This is a genomic window from Amycolatopsis bullii (assembly GCF_014654205.1).
Classification (GTDB): domain Bacteria; phylum Actinomycetota; class Actinomycetes; order Mycobacteriales; family Pseudonocardiaceae; genus Amycolatopsis; species Amycolatopsis plumensis.
In genome coordinates, this window is sequence record NZ_BNAW01000012.1 from 94697 (window position 1) to 120603 (window position 25907).

Annotated in this window: 22 protein-coding genes; 13 read left to right on the forward strand and 9 right to left on the reverse strand. The window is 72.1% G+C overall.

What is annotated here, in order from left to right; translation table 11 throughout:
* Positions 1–34 precede the first annotated feature (34 nt).
* Positions 35–898 (forward strand): DMT family transporter, encoded by an 864-nt coding sequence (locus tag IE317_RS16710; protein WP_373309058.1) that lies wholly within the window; start codon positions 35–37, stop codon positions 896–898.
* Between the two features lie 19 nt (positions 899–917).
* On the opposite strand, the gene IE317_RS16715 is transcribed toward IE317_RS16710, so the two are convergent.
* Positions 918–1490 carry a GNAT family N-acetyltransferase gene (locus IE317_RS16715; RefSeq protein WP_191311007.1) on the reverse strand — a complete coding sequence of 191 codons (573 nt, stop codon included), beginning with the start codon at positions 1488–1490 and terminating at the stop codon, positions 918–920.
* Complete coding sequence (locus IE317_RS16720; RefSeq protein WP_191311009.1) at positions 1487–1999, reverse strand: YbaK/EbsC family protein; 513 nt, start codon at positions 1997–1999, stop codon at positions 1487–1489. The genes IE317_RS16715 and IE317_RS16720 overlap by 4 nt, the downstream gene beginning before the upstream one ends.
* 166 nt (positions 2000–2165) lie before the next feature.
* On the opposite strand from IE317_RS16720, the gene IE317_RS45465 reads away from it, so the two are divergent.
* The 4 genes from IE317_RS45465 to IE317_RS16740 all read left to right on the forward strand — a co-directional run bounded on the left by IE317_RS45465 (position 2166) and on the right by IE317_RS16740 (position 5953).
* Positions 2166–3110: an SAV_6107 family HEPN domain-containing protein gene (locus IE317_RS45465; protein ID WP_191311011.1), complete on the forward strand. Its 945-nt coding sequence runs from the start codon at positions 2166–2168 to the stop codon at positions 3108–3110.
* Entirely contained in the window at positions 3100–3867 is a 768-nt protein-coding gene (locus IE317_RS16730; protein ID WP_191311013.1) for a maleylpyruvate isomerase family mycothiol-dependent enzyme, read from the forward strand. The genes IE317_RS45465 and IE317_RS16730 overlap by 11 nt, the downstream gene beginning before the upstream one ends.
* Before the next feature lie 58 nt (positions 3868–3925).
* Positions 3926–4657 carry a VOC family protein gene (locus IE317_RS16735; RefSeq protein WP_191311015.1) on the forward strand — a complete coding sequence of 244 codons (732 nt, stop codon included), beginning with the start codon at positions 3926–3928 and terminating at the stop codon, positions 4655–4657.
* A 234-nt stretch (positions 4658–4891) separates the two neighbouring features.
* Positions 4892–5953: a GNAT family N-acetyltransferase gene (locus IE317_RS16740; protein WP_191311138.1), complete on the forward strand. Its 1062-nt coding sequence runs from the start codon at positions 4892–4894 to the stop codon at positions 5951–5953.
* A gap of 4 nt (positions 5954–5957) precedes the next feature.
* Here IE317_RS16740 and def read toward each other — a convergent pair whose 3' ends face one another.
* The 5 genes from def to pdxA form a co-directional block, all read right to left on the reverse strand.
* Complete coding sequence (gene def / locus IE317_RS16745) at positions 5958–6458, reverse strand: peptide deformylase (RefSeq protein WP_191311017.1); 501 nt, start codon at positions 6456–6458, stop codon at positions 5958–5960.
* 236 nt (positions 6459–6694) lie between these two features.
* Positions 6695–11392 (reverse strand): DEAD/DEAH box helicase, encoded by a 4698-nt coding sequence (locus IE317_RS16750; protein WP_191311019.1) that lies wholly within the window; start codon positions 11390–11392, stop codon positions 6695–6697.
* Positions 11385–12173 carry a DeoR/GlpR family DNA-binding transcription regulator gene (locus IE317_RS16755; RefSeq protein WP_191311021.1) on the reverse strand — a complete coding sequence of 263 codons (789 nt, stop codon included), beginning with the start codon at positions 12171–12173 and terminating at the stop codon, positions 11385–11387. The genes IE317_RS16750 and IE317_RS16755 overlap by 8 nt, the downstream gene beginning before the upstream one ends.
* Positions 12145–13422 carry an MFS transporter gene (locus IE317_RS16760; RefSeq protein ID WP_191311023.1) on the reverse strand — a complete coding sequence of 426 codons (1278 nt, stop codon included), beginning with the start codon at positions 13420–13422 and terminating at the stop codon, positions 12145–12147. Before IE317_RS16760 ends, IE317_RS16755 begins: the two co-directional genes overlap by 29 nt.
* Complete coding sequence (pdxA, locus tag IE317_RS16765) at positions 13419–14447, reverse strand: 4-hydroxythreonine-4-phosphate dehydrogenase PdxA (protein ID WP_191311025.1); 1029 nt, start codon at positions 14445–14447, stop codon at positions 13419–13421. The genes IE317_RS16760 and pdxA overlap by 4 nt, the downstream gene beginning before the upstream one ends.
* Positions 14448–14783: 336 nt before the next feature.
* On the opposite strand from pdxA, the gene IE317_RS16770 reads away from it, so the two are divergent.
* From IE317_RS16770 to IE317_RS16785, 4 genes are all read left to right on the forward strand, one after another.
* Complete coding sequence (locus IE317_RS16770) at positions 14784–16622, forward strand: Hsp70 family protein (protein ID WP_191311140.1); 1839 nt, start codon at positions 14784–14786, stop codon at positions 16620–16622.
* A gap of 31 nt (positions 16623–16653) precedes the next feature.
* A complete protein-coding gene (locus IE317_RS16775; protein WP_176175862.1) occupies positions 16654–16848 on the forward strand; it encodes a DUF3046 domain-containing protein in 195 nt (64 codons plus the stop codon).
* A 239-nt stretch (positions 16849–17087) separates the two neighbouring features.
* Positions 17088–18134: a recombinase RecA gene (gene recA / locus IE317_RS16780; protein ID WP_086845885.1), complete on the forward strand. Its 1047-nt coding sequence runs from the start codon at positions 17088–17090 to the stop codon at positions 18132–18134.
* A 481-nt stretch (positions 18135–18615) separates the two neighbouring features.
* On the forward strand, positions 18616–19143 hold the full coding sequence (locus tag IE317_RS16785; protein WP_191311142.1) for a regulatory protein RecX: 528 nt from the start codon (positions 18616–18618) through the stop codon (positions 19141–19143).
* 208 nt (positions 19144–19351) lie between these two features.
* Here the strand turns inward: IE317_RS16785 and eda are convergent, their stop codons facing one another.
* Complete coding sequence (eda, locus tag IE317_RS16790) at positions 19352–19957, reverse strand: bifunctional 4-hydroxy-2-oxoglutarate aldolase/2-dehydro-3-deoxy-phosphogluconate aldolase (protein ID WP_191311027.1); 606 nt, start codon at positions 19955–19957, stop codon at positions 19352–19354.
* A complete protein-coding gene (gene edd, locus IE317_RS16795; protein WP_191311029.1) occupies positions 19954–21837 on the reverse strand; it encodes a phosphogluconate dehydratase in 1884 nt (627 codons plus the stop codon). Before edd ends, eda begins: the two co-directional genes overlap by 4 nt.
* Before the next feature lie 248 nt (positions 21838–22085).
* Here edd and IE317_RS16800 point away from each other — a divergent pair, with 248 nt between their 5' ends.
* From IE317_RS16800 to IE317_RS16815, 4 genes are read left to right on the forward strand one after another with little or no spacing between them, the layout of a single operon-like run.
* Entirely contained in the window at positions 22086–22373 is a 288-nt protein-coding gene (locus IE317_RS16800; protein WP_003054488.1) for a hypothetical protein, read from the forward strand.
* Positions 22370–23194 carry a hypothetical protein gene (locus tag IE317_RS16805; protein ID WP_191311031.1) on the forward strand — a complete coding sequence of 275 codons (825 nt, stop codon included), beginning with the start codon at positions 22370–22372 and terminating at the stop codon, positions 23192–23194. Before IE317_RS16800 ends, IE317_RS16805 begins: the two co-directional genes overlap by 4 nt.
* Before the next feature lie 46 nt (positions 23195–23240).
* Positions 23241–25157, forward strand: coding sequence for a fumarate reductase/succinate dehydrogenase flavoprotein subunit (locus IE317_RS16810; protein ID WP_191311033.1), 1917 nt, complete (start codon positions 23241–23243; stop codon positions 25155–25157).
* On the forward strand, positions 25154–25906 hold the full coding sequence (locus IE317_RS16815) for a succinate dehydrogenase/fumarate reductase iron-sulfur subunit (RefSeq protein ID WP_043783250.1): 753 nt from the start codon (positions 25154–25156) through the stop codon (positions 25904–25906). The genes IE317_RS16810 and IE317_RS16815 overlap by 4 nt, the downstream gene beginning before the upstream one ends.
* The last annotated feature ends 1 nt before the right edge of the window (position 25907 follow it).

A 25907-nucleotide genomic window follows, 5' to 3' on the forward strand; every position in this document is an offset into this window, starting at 1 on the left:
GATCTCCCTTTCCTTCGACGCAGGAGCGTTTCCCTTGGTGTCTCTGTCCACGCGCGCCCATTCCTCGGCCGCGCTCGTTCTCGCCGGTGTCCTCTGGGGCACCGGTGGCCTCGCCGGCTCGCTGCTCGCCCGGCGAGCCGGCCTCCACCCGCTCGCCGTCGCCGACTACCGGCTGCTCGTCGGCGGGGTCGTCGGGGCCGTCCTCCTGAAAGGCCGTGCCCTTCCGCGGACGTCCGAAGCGGCGAAGCGTGTCCTCGCCGTCGGTGGCCTCTTCGCGCTCTTCCAGGCGAGTTACTTCGCCGCCGTCGCGCTCAGCTCGGTCAGTGTCGCCACCATGACCACGATCGGCGCCGCGCCCGTCATCGTCACCCTCCTGTCGGTGCGGAAGTTCCGGCGCTGGACGGTGGTGTCCGTGGCGGGCACCCTCGCCGGCCTGGCGCTGCTCCAGTGGTCTCCGGGCGAAGCGATTTCGTTCGGCGGCCTCGGTTTCGCCTTGCTCGCGGCGGCCGGTTTCGCGACGCTCACCCTGGTCACCGCGAAGCCGGTCGAAGGCCTCGACCCGCTGTCGACGACGACGTACGGCTGCCTCGCCGGCGGCGTGCTGCTCCTCCCCGTCGCGGGCTGGTCGGGCATGGCGATCCCGCTGCACGCGGACGTCGTCGCGATCGTCTGCTACCTCGGCGCGATCCCGACAGCGCTCGCGTACGCCGCGTACCTGCGCGGGCTGGCCGACGCGCACCCGGTGCTCGGATCGCTGTCGGCGGTGCTCGAGCCGTTGACGGCCGCGGTGCTGTCCGCCGCGCTGCTCGGTGAACGGCTGAGCGTCACGGCGTGGTGCGGCGCCGCCGTGCTGGTCGCGGCGCTGGTCGTCGGCTACTGGCGGCCCGAGCCGCGGTGACGGCCCGCTGCCCCTCGGCTCAGCGCGGGTCGAGGGGCAGCGCCCGCCCCAGGATCGCGAACGGCCGCGGGTCGCCGGCGAAGTGGTAGTCGCGCAGGACGTCGACGAACCCGGTGCGGCGGTAGAGCTTCCACGCCCGGCTCGTGCCCTCCGGCGTCGACAGCAGGACGTTCGCGCTCGGGACGCCTTCCAGGAGGCCGCGCAGCAGGTCCTCGCCGATCTGGTGGCCCTGGTTCTCCGGCCGGACGTGGATCTCGGTCAGCTCGAAGTAGTCCGACAGCCAGCGGTCGGCCTCGGCGGCCCCCGACCGGCGGCTCAGGCCGTGGCGCACCTGCTCGTGCCACCACTGCCCGGCGCGGCCGCGGTAACCGTAGGCCACGCCGAGCAGGACGTCGTCGGCGTCGAGGGCGGCCATGCAGCGCCAGCCCTCACGCAGTGCGTGGGTGAGCCACATCGGCGCGCGCTGCTCGGCGGTGCCCGCCGGGTACCGCATCGCCCGGACGTAGATGTCGAGCGCTTCGGGCAGGCGGGCACGGAACTCGTCCGCGGAGAGCTGGACGTACCGGGAGCAGCCGGCGGGCATCGCGGTCACGGCTGCCCATTCTCCTCCGCGCCGCCGAGCGCGCCCGGGGTGCCCCCGGTCAACGCCACCAGGTCCGCGAACGTCGTCGGGTAGACGGTCTTCGGGTGCCCGGCGGCGGCCCAGACGACGTCGTGCTCGCGCAGCGCGGTGTCGACGAGCGTCGGCAGCGGCGACGGGTGCCCGGTGGGGGCGACGCCGCCGATCGGCTGCCCGGTGTGGGCACGCACGAAATCGGCGTCGGCCTTGCCGATTTCGCCCCCGGCCAGCTGTTCGAGGGTGCCCGGATCGGCGCGGTGGGCGCCGGAGGTGAGGGCGAGGAGCGCTTTTTTGTCGGACCCCAGGCGGAAGATGAGGCTGTTGGCGATGGCCCCGACGGGCACGCCGAGTGCCTCGGCCGCCTGGGCGGCGGTCCGGACCTCGGCGGGCAGGACACGGATGCCCTCGGCGGCGGCGTGCTGCCCGGCCTCGGTCAGCGCGGCCGCCACCTTGGCGACGGCGGGGTGCTCCAGCGAACTCATGAAGCTATGAGATCACGCCACCGACCTGGTGTCCCGCACCACGCCCGCCCGGGGTTGAGCGAGCACCGGGTCGGGGTTACTCTGGAAATTGTTCGAACAGGCGTTCGACATCGGTGAGCGGGCACCGGTCAGGTGCCGGGCTCACCCGCGCAGGAGGAGGGTCGTCATGTCCGTCAAGGTCGTGTCCCCCGCGGATCACGGGCAGCCGGAGCTGCCCATGTCGCTGCGCCCGCAGCCGGCCCCGGCCGGCCCCGGGCGCTCCCGGCAGTGCTTGACGCCGGCAGCAGAGCCGAGGCACCGCCCAGCGGCGGCGGACTCCCGGCAGCCGCAGCTGCCGATCCCCCTGTGCACGTCGGCTGCCGAACGGCCGGATTCGCTGCGCGCCTCGGGTGCCGGGCAGTCCGAGCTGCCGCTTCCGGCCCCGGAGATCCCGGAGCAGGGCCGCCCGGCGGATACAGGTCGGTCCGAGCGCGCTGGTGCGAAGTCCGGTCAGCTCGAGTTTCCGTCCGCGGAGCTGTCCCGCCAGCCGGTAGCGGCGCCCGCTGCCGACTCCGGGCCGTCCACCACGCCGGCGGATGCGCCGCAGGCCCAGCCGCCCGCCGTGTCCGGCCTGCCGACTCCCGAAGCTCCGGCCGAAGCCGAGCTCCCGATGTCGCTCCGCCCGCCCGGCGCCGACTCCGACCAGTCCCAGCTGCCCATGTCCCTGCGCCCTCCCGCGTCGCCCGCCGCCGCCGGGTTGCTGGCCCAGGCGCGGCGGGGGCTCGCCGAGGCCACCCGAGAAACCCGGCCCGCCGAACGCTTCATCGGGGCCTACCTCGCCGCCCTGCGGGGCGCCGCCGCCGTGCTGGCCGCGCGGGGGCGGCCGCACCGGGGGCGGGCCCGGCCCGCCAGCACCTGGGTGCTGCTCGACTCCGTCGCCCCCGAGCTGCGGGAGTGGTCGGCCTTCTTCGCCAGCAACTCGGCCACGCGCGCCGCCGCGCAGGCCGGGATCACCGGGAAGGTCACCGCCGAGTCGGCCGCCGGGCTGGTCGGGGCCGCCACGCCGTTCCTCGAACTCGTCCGCCGGCTCGTGCACGGCCTGCCGATCACCGGGGAAGCCCATGTCGCGTGAGCGCGGCCCGGTCGACCAGGGGCGGTTGCTCACGGCGTTGGGAATCGAAGGCAGGCTGCTGGCCGAAGCGGTACGCGCGGCGCCGACCGAAGCGCCGGTGCCCGCTTGCCCCGGCTGGTCGCTCGGCGAGGTCGCCCGGCACGTCGGCAGCCTCTACCGGATGGTCCGCCGCCGGCTGACCGACGGCCGGAGCCCCGAAGACTGGCCGCGCGAGCCCGAGCCGGGCCAGAGCCTGCAGGACTTCCTGGAGGCGGGCCTCACCGAACTGCTCGACGAGCTCGCCGCGCACGACCCGGAGGAACGCGCCGACACCTGGTGGCCGGCAGACCGGACGTACGGGTTCTGGCGCCGCCGGATGCTGCACGAAACGGTCGTCCACCGGGTCGACGTCGAGCAGGCGGCGGGCGCGGAACCGCGCGGCGTGCCGGACGACGTCGCCATCGACGGCATCGACGAGGTGCTCACCCTGTGGTTCGGGCAGAAACTGCCGATGCTCGGCCTGACCGGCACGAAAGCGGGCTCGGTCGGCGTCCGGGCCGGCGCGCACAGCTGGATCGCGCGGGCCGGCCCGGTCACCACGGAGGCCTGGCGCTGTTCGGCCGAGGAGGCCGAAGCCGCGGACGACGTTGTCACGGCCAAGCCCGCGCAGATCTACCTGTGGCTCTGGGGCCGCGCGTCCCTGACCGCGGTGACCGTGCGCGGCGTACACGACCAGGCAGCCCAGCTCTGGGCGCTGCTGCGGCTCGCGACCCGATGACCCGGCCGGTGGGGAAGCCGAACCGGAATCGTCGGAGGTGGCGGTTAGCCTGCGGCGCATGACCACGCGCCTGGTAAACCTGGTGATCGACGCGGCGCGCCCGGAAGTCCTGGCGGACTTCTGGGCCGCGCTGCTCGGCTGGCACGCGGTCGTCGAGGAAGACGGCGAAATCGACGTCCGGGCTCCGGCAAGCGACGGCTGGAACCTGGACCTCGTCTTCGTGCCGGTCCGCGAACCCAAGGAGGTCAAGAACCGCATCCACCTGGACCTGGCGAGCACGACCCCCGAGCACCAGGCCGAGCTGGTGGCGCGCGCCCTGGAGCTGGGCGGCCGCCGGGCCGACCTCGGGCAGGGCGACGTGCCCTGGGTGGTGCTCGCCGATCCGGAAGGCAACGAATTCTGCGTCCTCGAGCCGCGCGAACGGTACGCGGACACCGGCGCGGTGGCGGCGATCCTCGTCGACGCCCACGACCCGGAGCTCCTGGCGGGCTTCTGGGCGCGGATCACCGGCCGGCCGATCCGAGCCCGCGAAGGCGACGCCCTGGTGGGGTTGCGCGCGCCGTCCGGGCGGGGGCCGTGGCTGGAGTTCCTGCGCAACGACGACGTCAAGCGGGTCAAGAACCGCGTGCACCTGGACGTCGCGCCCCCGGCGGGAGCGGATCACGCGGAGGCGGTGACGGAGGTCATCGCGGCCGGTGCGGCGCCGGCGGACCTGGGCGGTCCCGCGCTGCCGTGGCGGGTGCTGACCGATCCGGAGGGCAACGAGTTCTGCGTGCTGACCCCACGCTGACCCGGCGTGAGCCTCGCCCGGAGAGCCTGGGCAAGGCGTCGCTGCCCGGGTGTCGACGCCGGGCTCGCCGCCCAGCCGGCCGCCCCTGGGCGCGCCGGTGATGCAGCTGCAGTGCGGGCCGGGTGTTTCGGCGGCGTTGCCCGGGCGCGTCGAACGCTGACCTGCGCGAAACACCGGCGTCCTGGGAAGGCAACAACCCCGGGGGACCGTGGGGGCATGGAGACCTCCGAAGCGTTGCCCCAGCCGGGCCGGACGGCCGTCGTCGAGGAGCCGGCGGCGCCGTCGGCGTGGCGGGTGCGGATCCGGATGCACGACCACCCGGGCACCCTCGCCCGCATCGCCATCCGGCTCGCCGACCTCGAGTGCAACATCCTCGGCCTGTCCGTCCTGCCGGTGCCCGGCGGGGTGCTTGACGAGATCGTGCTGCGTCCCGCGACCGGCCTGCCCCGGCGGCACCTGGTCGACGCCATCCGCGCCGAGGGCTGCGAGTGCACGGCGATCATCGACGCCGACGTCCACGAGCTCGTCGACCCGTCGGCGTCGACGCTGCTGGCGGCCCGCCGCGCGATCGACGACCCGGCGCGCCTGGCCGACGTGCTGAAGGACGTACTGGCCGCGGACGTCGTCACGCTCGTGCCCGCGACGGAGGCGAACCCGGCGCGCACGGAGAGCGGGCACCGGGCGGTGTTCGCGCTGGCCGACGGCGGCGCGCTGGTGGCGCGCCGCCAGTGGGCGCCGTTCGTGCAGCTGGAGCTGACCCGCGCCGAAGCCCTGGTGACGCTGCTCGCGGCGGCGGCCCGGAACGCGGCCGGCCCGGTGGTCCTCGACCGCCCCGACGGCGCGGCGATCGTGCTGCGCAAGGGCGTCCCCGGCGACGCCGACGCGGTCGCCGAACTGCACCGCCGCTGCTCGATGGCCACGCTGTTCCGGCGCTACCACACGGGAGTGCGGACGGTCCCGCGCCGCAGGCTCCACCGGCTGCTGGTGCCTCCGCGCGGCACGAGCGTGCTCGCCGTCTTCGGTCGCGAGGTGATCGGCCTGGCCCAGCTCATCCCGACGCTCACGGGCGGAGCTGAGATCTCCCTCCTGGTGGAGGACGACTGGCAGCGGCAGGGAATCGGCACGGCCCTGCTGGCGCGGCTCGCGGTGCTGGCGGAGGCTCAGGGCATCACGGAGCTGTCCGCGGACTGCCTCGCGGGCGACGACATCCTGCCCCGTACGGCGGCGCGAGCCGGCCTGCGCACCGAACGCGGCATCGAGGACGCCGGCCGGCTGAGGCTGTTCCTGCCGGCTTGAGCCGTCAGCGCTTCCAGAACCAGTCTTTGTCGCGCGCCGCGCGCAGGGCGGACTTCTTGCGCTCGGCGGTGAGCCGGTCGAGGTAGAGAACGCCGTCGAGGTGATCGGTCTCGTGCTGCAGGCATTGCGCCAGCACGTCTTCGCCTTCGACCTCGATGGGTTCGTTGTGGATGTCGACGCCGCGGACCTTCGCGTGCTTCGCCCGCTTGGTGGGGAACCACAGTTCCGGCACCGACAGGCAACCTTCGTCGATCTCGTGCGTTTCCTCGGACAGTTCGACGATCTCGGGGTTGACGACATACCCGGTCAGCCCGGCAACGTCGTAGCTGAAGACCCGAAGCCCCACGCCGATCTGCGGCGCGGCCAGCCCGGCCCGCCCGGCGGGTTTGACGGAGTCGACCAGATCCCGCACGAGCGCCTCGAGCTTCTCGTCGAACACGGTGACCGGATCGCAGACGGACTTGAGGATCGGATCGCCGAAATAGCGCAGTTCGCGCATCGCCATGAGCAGAACATCCTTCGTGCGTGTCGGACTGGCAGCTTAGGGCAGCCCGGGTCGGTGCCGTCGGCGAATCGGCAACCGGTGGACCGGGTCGGTCCAGCAGCAGGCCCAGCACGGGCCGCAGGACGGCGCACGGACTTCACCGGAAGCCGGCCGGCGATGCCGTGCAGGCCGTCGGTCGGCAGAGGCGGGCAGCGGCTTCCGCCGAGCCGGATGCGTGGCCGCCTTCCCTTCGTCTCTCAGGCCCGCAGCCGCAGGCCGGAGGGGGTGGCCCGGAATCCCGCCTCCTGCAGCACCTCCGCCAGCTCGGAGGTCAGTGCTTGCTCGCCGTCCGCGCGTTGGACCGACAGCTGGCCCAGCCAGCCCTCGCGGACGGCTGCCGACAGGGCCTGGGCGGCCTGCGACAACGCCTCGCGCTCCTCGGTGAAACTCAGCAGTGATCGCCCTCCTCGCTCCACGTACAGGGCCGGGACTCCGTCGACCAGGACCGCCAGTGCGCCCGCCTTGCGGGCCGGGCGGTGCTTCGTGTCGCCCGTCGCCGCCGGCCAGGGGAGGGCCGCGCCGTACGGTTGGGCCGGGTCCGCTGCCGCCAAGACCACGGGGCGGCCCGGTGCCGGGCGGCCCGGACCCGACAGAGCCCGCAAACGGTCCACCGCACCCTTCGCCGCGAACTGGGCCGCGCCGAGGCCCTCCACCACGTAACCGCGGATCACCTGGCCCGTGTCCTCCATGCCGCGGAGGACCTTGTAGATCCCGGAGAACCCGCCGGTGACGCGTTCGGTGTCGAGCGCGCCGCGGGTCAGGACGCCGTGGCGCTCCAGGAACGCCTCCGTCCGCGCGTGGGCTCGGCGGGTCGCGTCGGTTTCGCGGGGCGGGGTCAGCGCCCACCGGCCCGCGACCGTCGGCGGCCCGGACCGCGACGGCATCTGCGGCCGGCCCGCCCGCAGCCGCGCGTACCGGCCGCGCGGTGCCTGGCGACGGGGCTTGTGCGCGCCGTGCCCCGCGACCTGCGCCCGTAGCGGGCCCAGGGTGTCGCCGGTGACCAATCCGGCCCAGACCAGGTCCCACAGCGCCGCCACCACTTCGGCGTCGTTGGGCGCCTTCTCCACCAGCACTGTCGCGCGGTCCACCAGCTGGCGGAAGAACAGCGCGCCACCCTCCAAAGTGGACACGATCGCGTCGTGCAGCGGGCCGGTCGGGATGTCCTCGACGACTTCGGGCAGCAGGAGGTCGGCCACGTCGGTCGGCGCCAGGGCGATCCAGCCGTCGCCGCCGGACAGCGCGCCGCAACCCGCCCAGGTGACCTCGCCCGCCGTCGTCAGCTCGTCGAGCAACGCGGGGGAGTAGCCCGGCAGCCGGCCGGGCAGGATCAGCGACTCCACCGCGCTCGCCGGCAACGGCGCCCCGGCGAGCTGCTCCACCACCGACAGCACGTCGTCCGCCGTCGGGGCCGCCCGGACACGGCCGCCGAACCCGTGCCACGCGGGCAGGAACCGGCCCAGTGCCGCCGGTTCGACCGGTTCGACTTCGGCGCGCAGTTTCGCCAGCGACGCCCGGCGCAGCCGCCGCAGCACCGCCGCATCGCAGTACTCGACCCCGACGCCGTGGGTTTCGGGATGCCCGACCGGGCTCAGCTCGCCGCGCACCAGGCGGCCTTCCCCGGTCATCCGGTCGAGCACGCCGGTGACGACCGCCGTGCCGAGCCCGAACCGGGCTGCCGCGTCCGCCGCCGCGAACGGGCCCCGGCCGCGGGCGTAGCGCGACAGCAGGTCCCCGAGCGGGTCCGCCACCGGTTCGGTGAACGCTTCGGGTACGCCCACCGGCAGCGCGGTGCCCAGCGCGTCGCGCACCCGGCCGGCGTCCTCGATGGCCAGGAACCGTTCCGCGCCGCCGATCCGCACCCGGATCGCCCGCCTGGCCGCTTCCAGCTCGGTGAGCCACTCGGCCTGGATCCCGCGCTCCGCGGCCTCCTCGACGGTCAGGTCGCCGAGGAACCGCAGCAGGTCGGCGGCGTCCTCGGCCGAGCGTGCGTGCCTGTCCGGGGCGAGCCGCTGCAGCGACCGCTCCACTTCGGCGACGGCTTCGGGATCCAGCAGTTCCCGGATCGCCTCGGTGCCCAGGAGCTCGGCCAGCAGTGCCGAGTCGAGCGACAGCGCCGCCGCCCGCCGCTCGGCCAGCGGCGCGTCGGTTTCGTACAGGAACATCCCGATGTAGCCGAAGAGCAGGCTGCGCGCGAACGGCGACGCGGCCGGCGTTTCGACCTCCACCAGCCGGACCTTGCGCGACCGGACATCGGCCATCAGCTCGCGCAGGCCGCTGACGTCGTAGACGTCCTGCAGGACTTCCCGCATCGCTTCCAGCACGACCGGGAACCGCTCGTACTTCGCCGCGACGGACAGCAACTGCGAGGCGCGTTGTCGCTGCTGCCACAGCGGAGTCCGGCGCCGGGGATCCCGGCGGGGCAGGAGCAGCGACCGCGCCGCGCACTCCCGGAACCGCGCCGCGAACACGGCCGAGCCGCCGACCTCGGCGACGATCAGCTGCTCGACCTCCTCGGGGTCGAGCAGCACGTCGTCCGCGCCGATGGTGACCTCGCCGCCCTCGGCGTCGAGCGCGTCCGGCAGCCGCAGGACGATGCCGTCGTCGGAGTGCGCCACCTGCGCGTCGACCCCGCGGTTTTCCCGCAGCCGGGCGGCGATGGCCAGCGCCCACGGCGCGTTCACCTGCGCGCCGAACGGCGAGTGCACGACGATCCGCCAGTCGCCGAGCTCGTCGCGGTAGCGCTCCAGCAGGATCGTGCGGTCGTTCGGGACGTGGCGGGTGGCCGCCTTCTGCTCGGCGAGGTAGGCGAGCAGGTTGTCGCACGCCCGCTCGTCCAGCCCCGCCGCCTCGGCCCGCTCGCGGGCCTTGACATCGTCCGAAGTGGACAGTTCGCGGACGAACTTGCCCAGTGCCCGGCCCAGTTCCAGCGGACGGCCCGGCGCATCGCCCTTCCAGAACGGCATCCGCGCCGGTTCGCCCGGCGCCGGCACCACGATGACGCGGTCGTGCGTGATGTCGGTGATCCGCCACGACGACGTGCCCAGCAGGATGGTGTCGCCGACGCGCGACTCGTACACCATCTCCTCGTCGAACTCGCCGACGCGCGAACCGGGCTTGTCGTCCGCACCCGGGGTCATGACGGTGAACAGGCCGCGGTCGGGGATGGTGCCGCCCGACGTGACGGCCAGCCGCTGCGCACCGGGCCGCCCGCGCAGCTCACCGCCGATCCGGTCCCAGGTGATCCGCGCCCGCAGCTCGCCGAACTCCTCGCTCGGGTAGCGGCCGGCGAGCATGTCGAGCACCGCGTGCAAGGCGTCGTCCGGCAGCGCGGCGAAGGGAGCCGCCCGCCGGACCAGCGACGCCAGGTCCGGGACCGTCCACGGTTCCAGCGCCACCATGGCGACGACGTGCTGCGCCAGGACGTCCAAAGGGTTGCGCGGGTAGCGGACCGCCTCGATGGCGCCGCTCGCCATCCGCTCGGCGACGACCGCGCAGGAGACGAGGTCACCGCGGAACTTGGGGAACATCACCCCGGACGACACCGCGCCGACCTGGTGCCCGGCCCGGCCGACGCGCTGCAGCCCGGACGCCACCGTCGGCGGCGCCTCGATCTGGACGACCAGGTCGACCGCGCCCATGTCGATGCCCAGCTCCAGCGACGACGTCGCCACCACGCACGGCAGCTGCCCGGACTTCAGGGACTCCTCGACGTGGGTGCGCTGCTCCCGGGACATCGACCCGTGGTGGGCCCGGGCGATCACCGGTGGTGCCCCGGTGCTCACGCCGGACTGACCGACGGCTTCGGCCGGGAACGCGTCGGCGGGCGTGAGCTCGGTCTGCTCGGCGGCGAGCTCGTTGAGCCGGGCGGTGAGCCGTTCGGTGAGCCGGCGCGAGTTGGCGAAGACGATGGTCGAGCGGTGCGCGCGGATCAGGCTCAGCACCCGTTCTTCGACCGCCGGCCAGATCGACGGCCGCTGGACGGGGTTGCCGGCCATCTCCTCCATCGTGCCCAGCCCGCCCGGCGCAATGTTCCCGGGCGGGAACGCCTCGGTCAGCGACTCGAGTGACTCGAGCGACCCCGGCGACCCCAGGGACTCCAGCGCGTCGAGCGGGCTCGGCGCCGGGCCGCTGCGGGGTGCGTCGAGGTTGCTCATGTCCTCGACTGGGACCTCGACGCGGACCTCGATGGTCTTCGCCAGCTTCGGCTGGACCACGCGCACCGGACGGCCGCCGGCCAGGAACGCGCTCACCTCGTCGATCGGGCGGACCGTCGCCGACAGGCCGATCCGCTGCGCCGGCTTCGGCAGCAGCGCGTCGAGCCGCTCCAGCGAGAGCGCCAGGTGCGCGCCGCGTTTGCCGCCGGCGACCGCGTGCACCTCGTCGACGATCACGGTCTCGACGCCGCGCAGCGACTCCCGCGCCGACGACGTGAGGATGAGGAACAGCGACTCCGGCGTGGTCACCAGCACGTCCGGCGGGGTCTTGCCGAACGTGCGGCGCTCGGCCGCGGTGGTGTCGCCGGTGCGCATGCCCACTTCGATCCCGGGCACCGGCAGCCCGAGCCGGCGGCTGGCCTGCGAGATGCCGGCCAGCGGCGCCCGCAGGTTCCGCTGGACGTCGACCGCGAGGGCCTTCAGCGGCGAGACGTAGAGGATCCGGCAGCGCTTGGTGGCTTCCGCCGGCGGCGGCTCCACCGAGAGCCGGTCCAGCGCCCAGAGGAACGCGGACAGCGTCTTGCCGGACCCGGTGGGCGCGACGACGAGGGCGTGCTCACCCGCGTGTGCGGCCCGCCAGGCCCCTTCCTGCGCCGCGGTGGGCGCGGCGAAGGCCCCCGCGAACCAGTCCCGGGTCGCGGGCGAGAAGAGGTCGAGCACGTCAGTAGCCACGTCATTCATGATGCGCGGCACCACCGACAATTTCCGGGGCCCCGGCGACGATCACGCTCTCGGCGAATTGCGGGAACGTCACGTCCACCCGCGGCTCGTCGGTGATCAGCCGGTACTCGCGGTCGAGCGGCGCCCAGTAGGAAAAAGGGGCCTGGTCCAGCTTGGAGTGGTCGGCCAGCACGTACGCCTCGGCGCCCGCGTGGAGCATCGCGTGCTTGACCACCGACTGCTCGAGTGACGGGCAGCACAGCCCCCGGCCGGCAACCACGCCGTCCGCCCCCAGGAACACCCGATCGGGTGAGATATGCCGCAGCTGGGCCAGCACGCTTTCGCCGAGGATCGCTTCGCCGGGGTGCCGCAGCCGTCCGCCGAGGACGACGAGGTCGATCCCGGTGAAGCCCGCGAGCTCGCGGATCGCGGTGACGCCGTTGGTCACCACGGTCAGTCCCTCGCGGTGGGCGAGGTGGCGGGCCAGCCTGCCGGTGGTCGTGCCCGCGTCGAGCAGCACCACCTCGCCGTCCTGGACGAGCGCAGCGGCCTGCCGGGCGATGGCTTCCTTGGCCGCCGCGTGCTCCCGGTCCTTCTCGCGGGGGCTGCGTTCGGTGTCGAGCGCGCCGCCGTAAGTGCGGACGACGTGCCCGGCGCCGGCGAGCGAGGCGAGATCGCGGCGGATCGTCGACTCGGAGACGCCGAACTCTTCGGCCAGCTCCGCGATGCCGCCGGAGCCGTCGCGGACGGCTTCCAGCAGCATCGCGCGCCGGTCACGGGTGCCTGGTCGCGGCTGGGACATGCGCCGACCCTTCCACAGTGACGGGTTTCAGCCCGAAGAACGCCAGCGCGGCGGCCACAGCGAGGAACGCGGCCAGGACGGCGAACCCGGTGGCCGGGGTGCCGGTGACGTCGGTGAGCCAGCCCACCAGGTAGGGGCCGGCGAAGCCGCCGAGGTTGCCCAGCGCGTTGATCAGGCCCATCGCCACGGCGACCACTTCGATGCCGAGGACCCGGCTGGGAATGGCCCAGAACGGCCCGTACGGCATGTAGACGCCGGTCGCGACGACGCAGAGCAGCGCCAGCTGCACGGCCGCCGGCCAGTGCCCGAGGTTGCCCAGCAGCAGCCCGCCGATCGCGACGAGCAGCGGCACGGTGATCGCGAGCCGCCGGTTGCCGGTGCGGTCGGACCAGTGCGCGCACGCGACCATGCCGGCCAGCGCCAGCACGTACGGCACGGCCGACAGGAACCCGACGGCCGTGGCCGAGCCGCCGGTCATCGCCTTCACCACCGACGGCAGCCACAGGGAGAAGCCGTAAAAGCCGGTGACCCAGAAGAAATAGACGCCGACCAGCAGCAGCACCTGGGGGTTCGCCAGCGCTTTCCGGTACCCCTGCTTGGCGAACGCCGGCTTCGCGTCTTCTTCGGCCTTCAAGGTGGTTTCGAGGTACTCGCGTTCGGCCGCGGAGATCCACCGGGCCCGCGCCGGCCGGTCGGCCACCGCGAACCACCAGACGACCGCCCACACGAGCGGCGGCAGCCCCTGCAGGACGAACACCCAGCGCCAGGACAGGTGGTCGAGCATGAACCCGGACAGCGGCGACATGAGGATCGCCGAGATCGGCAGGCACGTCATCCACAGCGCGTTCGCCCGCGCCCGCTCGGCCTGCGGGAACCACGACGCCAGCAGGATCAGCACCGCGGGCCACACCCCGCCCTCGAACAGCCCGAGCAGCAACCGGGCCAGGTGCAGCTGCGTTTCGTTGCGCACCAGCCCGCACAGCACCGCCGCGACCGCCCACGCGACCATCAGCAGCAGCACGGTCTTGCGGGCGCTCCACTTCGCCGCCAGCACCGCCGCCGGGATCTGCAGCACCAGGTAGCCGACGAAGAAGATGCCGCTCGCGAGCCCCTTCGCGCCGGCCGACAACGGGAAGTCGTCGCCGATGTAGGGCAGGATCACCGCGACGTTCGTGCGGTCGAGATAGGCCAGCATGTACATGACCACCGCGACCGGGATCACGTACGCCCAGCGCTTGCGGGGGATCACCGGAGACCCGGTGGGTAGATGACGGGCAGCTTCCGCGCGTACGGCGCCAGGGTGGCTGCCGCCTTGAACGCCGCCCGCATGGTGCCGTGCGAGGCCCGGCCGGTGCCGGCGATGTCGAATGCCGTGCCGTGGTCGACCGACGTGCGCAGGATGGGCAGGCCGACCGTCACCGAGACCGTGCCTTCGAAGTCGTACGTCTTCGACGCGATGTGCCCTTGGTCGTGGTAGAGCGAGAGCACGCCGTCGAACCGGCCCTGGATCCCTTGGTGGAAGACGGAATCCGCCGGTATCGGGCCGACCACGTCGAGCCCGGCCGCCCGCGCGGCGGCGACCGCCGGGGCGATCGCGACGATCTCCTCGTCGCCGAACTTGCCGTTCTCCCCGCCGTGCGGGTTGAGGGCCGCCACCGCCAGTCTCGGTTTTTCCGCGCCGAACACCTGCAACGCGGTGTACGCCTCCCGGATCGCGTGCTCGATGTTCTCCCGGGTGATGTGGTCGATCGCCTCGCGCAGGGAAAGGTGCCGGGTGGCGAAGAAGATCTTCAGCCCGGAGACCCAGAACATCGTGTTGAACCGGGTCGACCCGGTCAGCTCGCCGAGCATCTCGGTGTGCCCCAGGTGCCGCGAGCCCGCCGCCCAGATGGCCTCCTTGTTGATCGGCGCGGTCACCACCGCGTCGACCTCGCCGGCCAGCGCGAGCCGGGTGGCGACCTCGATCGCCCCCACCGCCGCGGCGCCCGCGGTCGCGTTGACCTCGCCCCAGGGCAGGTCCTCGGTGACCACGCCGAGGTTCAGCACGTCGATCACGCCGGGGGTGAACCGCGCGTCGGCGACCGTGGCGATCGGGTTGACCTCCAGGTTCAGGCCCAGGTGCCGGACCAGGCGTTCCAGCACGATCGCGTCGCCCACCGCCACCCCGCGGGCCAGCTGCAGGGCTTCGGGCTCGGCGAGGGTCTTGAGGGTGATCTCCGGGCCGATGCCGACGGGGTCGCCGAGGGTGACGGCGAGGACGGGGAGGTCGCTCACGTGTTGTTCCTTCCGGTGGGCAGGACGTGGTCGCGCAGTTACGGGCGGGCGAGCGGGGGTGCCCGCCTGCCCGGAACACGGCGCTCGGCTGCCGGAAGTTCGCCCGTCGCGGCGGTGTGTGGCGACGAGCCGTACCGGGTATCTGGGTGCATCTTCGACCTTCGATCCTGCGCATTCCGGTCAACTTCGATGACTGAACTGTGCAACTATCGTGCACCTTGATCGCCGCCCACGTCAAGGAGCAGTGACTTTCCCGGGTCCGCACGCACGGTGACCGCACGCATGGCAGCATCACGCGGGCGCCGTCGTGGCGTGTTCTTCGCGAAGGGGAGTGCTGTGCGGATCCTGTCGGTGGACCTCGGGACGTCCAACACCGTCGCCGTGCTTTCGGCGCACGGGATGCCGCCCCGGGTCGTCGAAGTGGACGGCTCGGCCAACATGCCGTCGGCGGTGTTCGCCACCGAAGAGGGCACGATCATGGTCGGCCGCGACGCCGAGCGGCGCGCCCGGCTCGACCCCACGCGCTTCGAACCGAACCCCAAGCGCCGCATCGACGAGCAGACCCTGTTGCTCGGCACCGACGTCGTCCCGGTGACCGACGCGCTGGCCGCCATCCTGCGCCGGGTGCTCGAGGAGACCTCCCGCCAGCTCGGCGGCGAGCAGCCCGACGAGGTCCGGCTGACCCACCCCGCGCAGTGGGGGCAGACTCGCCGGAACGTGCTGATGTCCGCCGCCCGGCTCGCCGGGATGGGCCCGAACATCCTGCTGGTGCCCGAGCCCGTGGCCGCCGCGGCGCACTTCGCGTCGTTCCCCGGCAAGTCGCTCGCGCCCGGCCAGGCGCTCGCCGTCTACGACCTCGGCGCGGGCACCTTCGACGTCGCGGTCGTCGGCGCCACGCAGAACGGGTTCACCGTGCTCGCCGAGGACGGCCTGCCCGACCTGGGCGGCCTCGACGTCGACCAGGCGCTCATGGTGCACGTCGGGCGCGAGGTGTCGCACTCGGACCCGCAGCGCTGGCAGCGGCTGCTGCGCCCGGAGTCCACCGGCGACCGGCGCACCCGGCGTGCCCTGCAGGAGGACGTCAAGGCGGCCAAGGAGGCGCTGTCGCGGCACCCGCAGACCGAGGTGCCGATGCCCGAGCCGTTCAAGGACGTCCTCGTCACGCGCGGCGAACTGGAAGGCCTGGTCCGGCCGGCGATGCTGCGCAGCGTCGAGCTGCTGTCGCGGACGCTGCGGTCGTCCGGGCTGACCCCGGACCGGCTGGCCGGCATCTACCTCGTCGGCGGGTCGAGCCGACTGCCGCTGGTCGGCACGATGATCGCGGAGAAGCTCGGTGTCGTGCCGGCCAGCCTCGACCAGCCGGAGACCGCCGTCGCGCTCGGCGCGCAGCACGTGGCCCGCGACGGGCTGTCCGTGCGCACCCAGAACGTCGAAGGGGCGGTGGCCGCGGGCGCTCCGCCGCACCGCCCGCAGTACGCTCCGCCGCCTCCGCCGCAGTACCCGGGCTACGCGCCGTCGAACTTCCCGCCCAGCGGCCCGCAGCCGGTGCCGTCGAACTTCCCGGCGTACTCGCCCGCGCCGGAGAAGGCCGAGCCGCGCGGGAAGAAGAAACTGCTGATCGGGATCGCCGCCGCGGTCGTCGTGGTGCTCGCGGCCGGGCTGACCTTCTTCCTCACGTCGTCGTCCTCGGTGGCGACCTACACCGCGGACCAGTGCAAGACGCCGGGACAAGAGGACGACAAGGGCTTCACGGGGTGCCTGCGCCAGCTGGCCGGGAAGATCGCCGACACCGGCGACTGCAAGCCGGGCATGGGCAACGGCCCGGCGGCGCCGGCGCAGCGCCTGGGGGCCGCGTCGACCTGCTCCGCACCGGGCCGGGCGGGCACGCAGGTGACCTACGTCCACGGCGACGACGCCGACGCGCTCAAGCAGTACACCGACGGCCTGCTCGCCTCGGCGGGCGGTGACCGCACCGAGGCCGACTGGGGCGGCAACGGTCTCAAGGGGCACTACTCGTCGGCCGCGGGGAAGACGTCGGCGGTGCTCGTGTTCACGGTGTCGGACCGGCCGCTGGCCGGGTTCATCTACCAGCTGAACACGAGTGAGCAGGCGGCGGCGACCACGCCCGGCACGCTGGCCGACTACTTCGAGGCGAGCGTTCAGCCGGGTCGGTAGGCGATCGCGCCCGCCGGTTAGAGTGGGTTCGATGCGGATCACGGTTTTCCGGCGGCTGATGGCCGAGGAGTTCGGTCCCGGGCGGGCCCAGGTGCTGGCCAGGGACCACGTCCTGAGCGGGCTCGGCGGACGCACCGTCGACCAGGCGCTGACCGCGGGAATCCCCGCCAAGGAGATCTGGCGCGAGGTCTGCGACGCCTTCGACGTCCCGGCCGAACGGCGCTGACCTGCGGTTCTGTGGACCGGCACCGACCCGGGCGGGGGAAAATCCTACCGCAAGGGTGTGTCGCTGCCGACCTCGAACAGGTGTTCGTCTAAGGTGTTGTCCACATCGGGTCCAGCGATCCACAGATTGGGCGCCGCGCCTGGAATTGTCGGTCCCCGCCGCTAGCGTCGGACCGGACAGCTGAAGAACCGACACAGAGAGCCCTCGACGGGGCCTCCGACCAGCGAGGTGGACTTTCCATGCCTGCAGCACCCGACAAGGACAAGGCGCTCGAGCTCGCGCTCGCGCAGATCGACAAGCAGTACGGCAAGGGCTCGGTGATGCGCCTCGGCGAGGACACCCGGCCGCCCATCGCCGTGATCCCCACCGGCTCGATCGCCCTCGACGTCGCACTCGGCATCGGCGGGCTGCCCCGCGGCCGCGTCGTCGAGATCTACGGCCCGGAATCCTCCGGTAAGACGACGGTCGCCCTGCACGCGGTGGCGAACGCGCAGCGCGCCGGCGGCATCGCGGCGTTCATCGACGCCGAGCACGCACTCGACCCGGAGTACGCCAAGGCCCTCGGCGTCGACACCGACGCGCTGCTCGTCTCCCAGCCGGACACCGGTGAGCAGGCGCTCGAGATCGCGGACATGCTGATCCGCTCCGGCGCACTCGACATCCTCGTCATCGACTCCGTGGCCGCGCTCGTGCCGCGCGCCGAAATCGAGGGCGAGATGGGCGACTCGCACGTCGGCCTCCAGGCCCGCCTGATGAGCCAGGCGCTGCGGAAGATCACCGGTGCGCTGTCCAACTCCGGCACCACGGCGATCTTCATCAACCAGCTCCGCGAGAAGGTCGGCGTCATGTTCGGCTCCCCGGAGACGACCACCGGTGGCAAGGCGCTGAAGTTCTACGCGTCGGTCCGCCTGGACGTGCGCCGCATCGAGACGATGAAGGACGGCGGCGAGGCGGTCGGCAACCGGACCCGCGTCAAGGTCGTCAAGAACAAGGTGGCCCCGCCCTTCAAGCAGGCCGAATTCGACATCCTGTACGGCCAGGGCATCTCCCGCGAGGGCTCGCTCATCGACATGGGTGTCGACCAGTCCATCCTGCGCAAGTCCGGCGCCTGGTACACCTACGAGGGCGACCAGCTCGGCCAGGGCAAGGAGAACGCGCGCCGGTTCCTGCGCGACAACCCGGACATCGCCAACGAGATCGAGAAGCGGATCAAGGAGAAGCTCGGCATCGGCCCGCAGCTCGACGCCGCCGCCGTCGAGGCCGTTCCGGCGCCGGTCGACTTCTGATCGGAGAAGCTGCGGGATTGGGTGAGGTGTGCTGCGGGATTGGGTGAGGTGTACTCGCGGAGTGCGCTCGCCCTTATCCCTCCGCCGTGTTCTCCGGGGGTCGAACCCCCGGACCCCCGCCAGGGGGCGAGCCCCCTGGACCCCCGGTGGGGTTGCGTTGCGCGTTGACCCGCGCGCCGGGTGCTGCGCGGCATCGGTGATGCTCGGTTTGGTCACGTGCGGGCCGGGCTGGTGAGGAGCTGCGGGATTGGGTGAGGTGTGCTCGCGGAGTGCGCTCGCCCTTATCCCTCCGCCGTGTCTTCCGGGGGGCGAACCCCCGGACCCCCGCCAGGGGGCAAGCCCCCTGGACCCCGGTGGGGTTGCGTTGGGTGGTGACCCGCGCGCCGGGTGGTGCGTGGCATCGGTGACGCTCGGCTTTGGTGGTGTGCAGCTGTGGTTGGCGTGAGAACGAGGAGTGATCTGGGTGGCCAGGGCGCCGAAGGTGCCGCCGGCCGAGCTTGCTCCTGAGGAGCGGTACAAGAAGGCCAAGGAGATCTGCTTCGATCTCCTGGCCGCTCGGCCGCGGACCCAGGAAGAGCTGCGGCAGGCGTTGCACCGCAAGGGGTTCGACGAACAGACCTGCGAGACCCTGCTCGGCAAACTCGACCGGGCAGGGCTGGTCAACGACGCGGAGTTCGCGGAACTGTGGGTGAAATCCCGGCACGCGAACCAAGGCCTGTCCCGCACCGCGCTGGTGGCCGAGCTGCGACGCAAAGGCGTCGACGGCGAGGTCGCCGCGCAGGCGGCCGGCGAAGTCGACCGCGAATCCGAGGAACAGATGGCCAGGGAACTGGTCCGCAAACGCCTCGGCTCGCTCGGCAACGTCGACGAACAGACCGCCCTCCGGCGGCTGCTCGGCTTCCTCGCGCGCAAGGGCTACCCGCAAGGGCTGGCCTACACCGTGATCAGGGAGGAACTCCGCGAGTACGGCGCGGAGTCCACCCTGCTCGACGACGCGGTCATCGACTGACCGGCACCGGACGCGGGCCGGGGGCCAGGGTGAGGTGCGCCAGCCTGCGGGCGGGGTCGGGGGCGGGAGCGAAGTCCGCCGGTTGGTGGCGGCCCTCGCTCACCTGTTGCCGGGTGCGGGGTTCGGTCGGCGAGCCGGGACTCGTGCCAGGGCGGCTGGCAGCCGGTACCCGGCGGTCCGAGCGGTGCTTGCGGACCGCCGGCAACAACTACAGGCCGGCAGCCTCCGCGGCCAGCTTCTCGATCGTGGCCGGGTCGAGCGAGGCCGTCAGCCACGAGCCGCCGATGCAGCCGACGTTCGGCAGCGCCAGGTAGGACGGCGCCGAAGCCACGGTGATCCCGCCGGTGGGGCAGAAGCGCAACGACGGCAACGGACCCGCGATCGACTTCAGGTACGCGACGCCGCCGGAGGCCTCCGCCGGGAAGAACTTCAGCGCCGTGAGCCCGCGCTCGGCCAGCCGCATCGCCTCGGACACCGTGCTCGCGCCGGGCAGGAACGGCAGCCCGGTCTCGAAGCACGCGTCGACGACGGCGTCCGTGCAGCCGGGCGTCACGAGGAACTTCGCGCCCGCGTCGGCCGCCTGCTTCGCCTGGTCCGGCGAGACGACGGTGCCGGCGCCGATGACGATGTCCGGCACCTCCGCGGCGACGCGCTCGATCGCCGACAACGCGGCCGGCGTGCGCAGGGTCAGCTCGATGACCCCGATCCCGCCGGCGAGCAGGGCCCGGGCCGTGGGCACCGCGTCGTCGGCGTCGTCGATCACCACGACGGGCATCACGGGGGACAGCTCGAGCAGGTCCTGACCGGTGGTCACTGACCAACCTCCTGGGTTGTGAAAGCGGGCGTTCCGAAGTGCTCCGGCGTCAGCCCGCCGAACACCGATGCGCCCTGGTCAGCTGGGCCGACGGCACGGCGCAACGCGGCGAACAGCTCTCGGCCGGTGCCGGTCCAGGATGCTTCGGACGGCGGGGTGTCCACAAGTTCACGCCGGGCGAGTTCTTCGTCACCGACCAGCACGTCGAGCGAACCCGCGGAAGCGTCGAGCCGGATCACATCTCCGTCCGCGACGCGGGCGATCACGCCGCCCGCCGCGGCTTCCGGCGTCACCTGGATGGCGGCCGGGATCTTGCCCGACGCGCCCGACATGCGGCCGTCGGTGAGCAACGCCACGGCGTGCCCGCGGTCCATCAGCACACCCAGCGCGGGTGTCAGGCCGTGCAGCTCCGGCATGCCGTTGGCCTGCGGGCCCTGCTGCCGGATCACCACGACGACGTCCCGGTCCAGCTCGCCGGCCTCGAACGCGGCGGTGAAGTCCTCCTGGGTGGTGAACACCCGCGCCGGCGCCTGGACGACCCGGTGCTCGGGCGCCACCGCGGACACCTTCACCACCGCGCGGCCGAGGTTGCCCTCGACCATCCGCAGCCCACCGTCCGCGGCGAACGGCCGCCACGCCGGGCGCAGGACGTCCTCGTCGAGGCTGCGGGTGGGGACGTCCCGCCAGACCAGCTCGCCGTCGGACAGGATCGGCTCGGCGCGGTAGCGGTGCAGGCCGAACCCGGCCACCGTGTGCACGTCCTCGTGCAGCAGCCCGGCGTCGAGCAGCGTGCCGACCAGGAACTGGATGCCGCCGGCGGCGTGGAAGTGGTTGATGTCGGCGCTGCCGTTGGGGTAGACCCGCGCCAGCAGCGGCACGACGGCCGAGAGGTCGGAGAAGTCGTCCCAGGTCAGCTGGATGCCCGCGGCCGCGGCGATCGCGACCAAGTGCATCGTGTGGTTGGTCGAGCCGCCGGTCGCGAGCAGCGCGATGACGCCGTTGACGAACGCCTTCTCGTCGAGGATCCGCGAGACCGGCGTGTACTCCTCTCCGCGCGAAATCGCCACGACCCGGCGCCCGGCTTCCTCGGTGAGCGCCTGGCGCAACGAAGAACCCGGCTGGACGAAGCTGGCACCAGGCAGGTGCAGGCCCATCACCTCGACGACCATCTGGTTCGAGTTGGCGGTGCCGTAGAAGGTGCAGGTGCCGGCCGAGTGGTACGACGCCGCTTCGGCGTCGAGGAGGTCTTCGCGGGTCGCGCGCCCCTCGGCGTACAGCTGCCGGACGCGCGCCTTCTCCTTGTTCGGCAGCCCCGAGTTCATCGGGCCCGCGGGCACCAGCAGAGCAGGCAGGTGACCGAAGGACAGCGCACCGATCAGCAACCCGGGCACGATCTTGTCGCAGACGCCCAGCAGCAGCGCGGCGTCGAACATGTCGTGCGACAGCGCGATCGCCGTCGACATCGCGATGACTTCGCGGCTGAACAGCGACAGCTCCATGCCCGCGCGGCCCTGCGTGATGCCGTCGCACATCGCGGGCACGCCGCCGGCGAACTGGGCGACCCCGCCGGCCGAGCGCACGGACTTCTTCAGCCACGCCGGGTACTCCTGCATCGGCTGGTGCGCCGAGAGCAGGTCGTTGTAGGACGACACGATCGCGACACCGGGAGCGCGCGCGGCCCGCAGCGCTTCCTTGTCGACGCCGTCCATCGCGGCGAAGCCGTGGGCGAGGTTGCTGCACGCGAGGCCGCGGCGGACCGGGCCGTCGGCGTGCGCGGCGGCCATGCGGTCGAGGTAGGCGGTGCGGGTCGCGGCACTGCGCGCGGCGATGCGGGCGGTGACTTCGGCGATGACGGGGTGCAACGATGGGGTCGGGCTCATGTCCGGCTCCGGATCACTGGGGATGGGGTGGTCCGCGGGACGGCAGCGCTGACGCCTCAGGGTCGTGACACTGGCCACACTACCTCGGGAAAACGCCGGATCAAAATCGATTCAGAAGATCGATTTGCGTGACCCCGATCACCTCCGGAACCGTTAGTGTGCTAGTTGTCACACTGCACGACGCGTGGCAGTGCCTTCGAAGGTTGCCTTCGCCGGTTCCCTGCCAGCCCCACCACACGGGAGGCATGATGTCCACCTCCGAGATCGCCGAGCTGCGGCGAACCATCGGCCAGCTCCGGCAGTGCGTCGGCGCACTGCGCTCTCGCTACGGCGACGCGTCGGCCGTGCGCCGGCTCGCCAACGACGTCGAGCGCCTCGACATCGACACCGCGGACCTCGACGGCGTGCCCCTCGCGGTGCCCGCGCAGGCGAAGGCCGCGGAGCGCGTCCCCGTCCCCGACACCCCCTACGACCCGGCGCTGTGGCACGGCGCCGATGACGAAGGCGTCGGCGGCTACAAGCGCGACCAGCGGTGAGCGCTCCCGCTGACAACGGCGTCGGCACCGGCGTCCGGGCTCCCAAGCGGGCCCGGATCGCCGAGCGCACCCTCCGCACGGACCGGTGGTGGCTCCAGCCGCTGCTGACCGTGCTCGGACTGTCGGCGTTCATCGTCTACGCGACGGTCCGGTCGTTCGTGCGCACCGCCTACTGGGTGCCCGACTACCACTACCTGACGCCGTTCTACTCGCCCTGCCTGTCCACTTCCTGCGTCGAAGGCTCGAGCCACTTCGGCCACTGGTTCGGCGACCTGCCCGGGTTCATCCCGCTCGGCTTCGTCGTGCTGCCGTTCCTGCTCGGGTTCCGGCTGACCTGCTACTACTACCGCAAGGCCTACTACCGGTCGGTGTGGTTCTCCCCGCCCGCCTGCGCCGTCGCGGAACCGCACGCCAAGTACACCGGCGAGACGCGGCTGCCGCTGATCATCCAGAACGTCCACCGCTACTTCTTCTACGTCGCGCTGATCGTCTCGCTGGTCAACACCTACGACGCGATCACGGCGTTCCACGGCAAGACCGGCGGCTTCGGCTTCGGGCTCGGCAACATCATCCTGCTGGGCAACGTGATCCTGCTCTGGGCCTACACGCTGTCGTGCCACTCGTGCCGGCACGTGACCGGCGGGCGGCTGAAGCACTTCTCCAAGCACCCGGTGCGCTACTGGATCTGGACGCAGGTCACGAAGCTCAACACCCGCCACATGACGCTGGCCTGGACGACGCTCGGCACGCTGGTGCTGACCGACTTCTACGTCATGCTCGTCGCCAGCGGCGCGATCTCGGACCTTCGGTTCGTGAACTAGTTCTTCCCAACAACAGACGTCCCCAGTTCCGAGGTGGAATCTCTTCATGACCGAGGTCGAACGGCACAGCTACGACGTGGTGGTGATCGGTGCCGGTGGCGCCGGTCTGCGCGCCGTGATCGAAGCCCGCGAACGCGGCTTCCGCGTCGCGGTCGTGTGCAAGTCCCTGTTCGGCAAGGCGCACACGGTGATGGCCGAGGGCGGGTGCGCGGCCTCGATGGGCAACGCGAACTCGAACGACAACTGGCAGGTCCACTTCCGCGACACCATGCGCGGTGGGAAGTTCCTCAACAACTGGCGGATGGCCGAGCTGCACGCCAAGGAGGCGCCGGACCGCGTCTGGGAGCTCGAGACCTACGGCGCCCTGTTCGACCGCACCGCCGACGGCCGGATCAGCCAGCGCAACTTCGGCGGGCACACCTACCCGCGGCTGGCGCACGTCGGTGACCGCACCGGGCTCGAGCTGATCCGCACGATGCAGCAGAAAATCGTTTCGCTGCAGCAGGAGGACTTCGCCGAAACCGGGGACTACGAAGCGAAGATCAAGGTCTTCGCCGAGTGCACGGTCACCGAGCTGCTCACCACCGAAGGCCGCATCGCCGGCGCGTTCGGCTACTGGCGCGAGAGCGGCCGCTTCATCCTCTTCGAGGCACCCGCGGTCGTGCTCGCCACCGGCGGCATCGGCAAGTCGTTCAAGGTGACGTCGAACTCGTGGGAGTACACCGGTGACGGCCACGCGCTGGCCCTGCGGGCGGGCGCGAAGCTGATCAACATGGAGTTCGTCCAGTTCCACCCGACCGGGATGGTCTGGCCGCCGAGCGTCAAGGGCATCCTCGTCACCGAGGGCGTGCGCGGTGACGGCGGCGTGCTCAAGAACTCCGACGGCAAGCGGTTCATGTTCGAGTACGTGCCCGACGTGTTCAAGGGCCAGTACGCGGAAAGCGAAGAGGAAGCCGACCGCTGGTACACCGACGCGGACAACAACCGGCGCACGCCGGACCTGCTGCCCCGCGACGAGGTGGCCCGCGCGATCAACTCCGAGGTCAAGGAGGGCCGCGGCTCCCCGCACGGCGGTGTCTTCCTCGACATCGCCAGCCGGCTGCCGTCCGAGGAGATCCGCAAGCGGCTGCCGTCGATGTACCACCAGTTCAAGGAGCTGGCGGACGTCGACATCACCGCGGAGCCGATGGAGGTCGGCCCGACCTGCCACTACGTCATGGGCGGCATCGAGGTCGACCCGGACACGGCGGCGGCGAGCGTGCCCGGCCTGTTCGCGGCCGGCGAATGCTCCGGCGGCATGCACGGCTCGAACCGGCTCGGCGGCAACTCGCTGTCCGACCTGCTCGTGTTCGGCCGGCGGGCCGGGCTCGGCGCGGCCGAGTACGTGCTGGGCCTCGAGGGCAGGCCGGTGGTGCAGGAGTCCGATGTGGACGCCGCGGCGAAGATGGCGCTCGCACCGTTCGACCCGCCTTCCGGTGCGTCCGCGGAGAACCCGTACACCCTGCACACCGAGCTGCAGCAGTCGATGAACGACCTGGTCGGCATCATCCGCAAGGCGGGCGAGATCGAGCAGGCGCTGGTGAAGCTGGCGGAACTGCGGGAGCGGATCCTGCGCGTCACCGTCGAAGGGCACCGGCAGTTCAACCCCGGCTGGCACCTCGCGATCGACCTGCGCAACATGCTGATGGTCAGCGAGTGCGTCGCCAAGGCGGCGCTGACGCGGACCGAAAGCCGCGGCGGGCACACACGCGACGACTTCCCGAGCATGGAAGCCGACTGGCGCAACAAGCTCCTCGTGTGCTCGGCCTCCCAGGGTGACAACCCGGTGGTGCCGGACATCGAGGTCGAGGTCAAGGCGCAGGAGCCGCTGCGGCAGGACCTGCTGGAGCTGTTCGAGTTCGGCGAACTCGGGAAGTACTACACCGATGCGGAGCTCGAGACGCACCCCGGGAGCAAAGCATGAGCTACAAGGCGAGTTTCCGGGTCTGGCGCGGCGACGCCGACGGCGGCGGGCTGCAGGACTTCACGGTGGAGGTGAACGAGGGCGAGGTCGTGCTCGACATCATCCACCGGCTGCAGGCGACGCAGGCCGCGGACCTCGCCGTCCGCTGGAACTGCAAAGCGGGCAAGTGCGGCTCGTGCTCGGCGGAGATCAACGGCCGCCCGCGCCTGCTGTGCATGACGCGGATGTCGACGTTCACCGAGGACGAGGTGATCACGGTGACGCCGATGCGGACGTTCCCGGTGATCCGCGACCTCGTCACCGACGTGTCGTTCAACTACACGAAGGCGCGCGAGATCCCGTCGTTCACCCCGCCGGCGGACCTGAAGCCGGGCGAGTACCGGATGCAGCAGGTCGACGTCGAGCGTTCGCAGGAGTTCCGCAAGTGCATCGAGTGCTTCCTTTGCCAGAACACCTGCCACGTGGTGCGTGACCACGAGGAGAACAAGGAAGCCTTCGCCGGGCCGCGGTACCTGATGCGCATCGCCGAGCTGGAGATGCACCCGCTGGACGTCGCGGACCGCCGTGACGCGGCGCAGGACGAGCACGGCCTCGGGTACTGCAACATCACGAAGTGCTGTTCGGAGGTGTGCCCCGAGGGGATCCACATCACCGACAACGCGCTGATCCCGATGAAGGAGCGCGTCGCGGACCGCAAGTACGACCCGATCGTGTGGCTGGGCAACAAGCTCTTCCGCCGGGACAAGTGAG